Source organism: Pseudomonas sp. HMSC063H08, assembly GCF_001813645.1.
GTDB lineage: Bacteria > Pseudomonadota > Gammaproteobacteria > Pseudomonadales > Pseudomonadaceae > Pseudomonas > Pseudomonas aeruginosa.
In genome coordinates this window covers 1-1610 of record NZ_KV813395.1, presented here as the reverse complement: position 1 = coordinate 1610, position 1610 = coordinate 1, and the positions used below count along the sequence as shown (strand labels likewise).

The following is a 1610-nucleotide window of genomic DNA, read 5'->3' as shown; positions in this document are numbered from 1 at the left end:
GTTGCCCCGGCGAGCGACCCGTCAGGGATGACGGGGCCGGGGGTTCAGGACTCTGCGGAAGTAGCGAAAGGGAGGTCTTGCACGGTGCTCTTCTTCTAAACCGAAAATGTAAATTGTTAAAGAGCAAGGGATTACTGAACGGGGAAAACCTACCTGCCTTTTAACTTTAGAGTAGCAAAAATAAATTTGTTCCTGTCCCCTTTATACTGTGCCTTTCGAATGCAAGGCTGCTTGGCGATTACGGCGGAGTGAAAAAATCCCCGGGCGAGAGCCGGGGGGGGCTTCAAACGTCTGGAATCTCAATGTGAAATGACTTCGCATAAATATACCAAAGCATCCAGCCCGGCCCCGGCTGAACTTCGAGAACCCCCTCTAACAAATACTCTCTGGAAAGAGCATCAATACAAGAACGGGAACCAAACTCTTGAATCACTTTATTTCCAGCAGACTTTTCTCGACCATCTGTATATTCATTAATTATCCTTTTTGAAAAGTGAGCGCCTTCAAAAACAAACCAGCAACCACCAACAAACTCATGCATAGCGTATTGACTGTCGGCTTTGCTTGTATATTGAACCCACTCGCCAGATTTAGTGCGAGCCCTCAAAAGATGATCGTCACTCAACTCCCATTCAACATATTCAACCCGCCTTGATGGATCGTAAATATAGTGTCTTGGAAATATCTCCCCCACATTCTCAGAATTATCTTTTTCACATTTAAAAAAGCGAACACCATTTTCTTCCTTTAAAAACACCCCATATGGGAACGCCAGTCCACCCTCAACAAAGACTCTAAGCGCACCAGACTTTTCTTCCGAAAACCCGTATGTGCAGTTAAATGTATCAAGCTCATCAAAATCAACGAAAATCATCATTTGATTTTCTCCAGAACGATAGTTTTCATGCTGTCGAGATTCGTAATTACACTTCCATCTGTACGGAGAAATGTTTGCCCTGAGAATCTGGAGTCAAGCGGAAAAAAGGGGACAGATTTATTTTCCCTACTCTAATCTCGGCCGCCCTTGCCCACGCCGCTCTATTCTCACCCCGGCTACCCGCTCGATCTCGTCCACGAACCGTTGATTGCCCGTCAGTTGTCCACGCTGAACCGCCTCGCGAATCAGCCTCAATTCCTCGGCCGGTATCGCCTCTTTCATGAACGTTACGTATCGCCGATATCTCTCTTCGGCCGTCTGACCTAGCTCAATGAAGCAGGGATCCATATCCAACCAGTTTGGCTCCTTCAACCAATCCGCCCGCAGCCCATAACTTGACCAGGGATAGGCCGCCACATCGTCCACCATCCGCGCCCGAACAGGGTTCAGTTCGATGTACCGGCAACACGCCAGCAGGTAGGCATCGCTCTGTACGACACTCGATTTATAGCGACTTTCCCACAACGTTCCGGAACGGCCCTCCAAGCGATTCCGATATCGTGTCGTGCGCGCCGCCAGCGTTTTCATCAGTTGAGCCAAGCCAGACAGCGAATCACCAGGCGCCAAGAGCAGATGGACATGGTTGGTCATCAGGCAAAATGCGTAGACCTTGATACCAAAGGCATCCTTGAGGTCCCGTAGATCGGAGAGGTAACGCTGGTAGTCCTCGTCC

Annotated in this window: 2 protein-coding genes; both read right to left on the bottom strand. The window is 49.1% G+C overall.

Annotated features, from left to right (window positions below):
- Nucleotides 1-283: 283 nt before the first annotated feature.
- Nucleotides 284-877 carry a hypothetical protein gene (locus HMPREF2924_RS34165; protein ID WP_023124795.1) on the bottom strand — a complete coding sequence of 198 codons (594 nt, stop codon included), beginning with the start codon at nt 875-877 and terminating at the stop codon, nt 284-286.
- 126 nt (nt 878-1003) lie between these two features.
- A partial coding sequence (locus tag HMPREF2924_RS08705; RefSeq protein WP_083325380.1) for a transposase occupies nt 1004-1610 on the bottom strand: 607 nt, incomplete at its 5' end.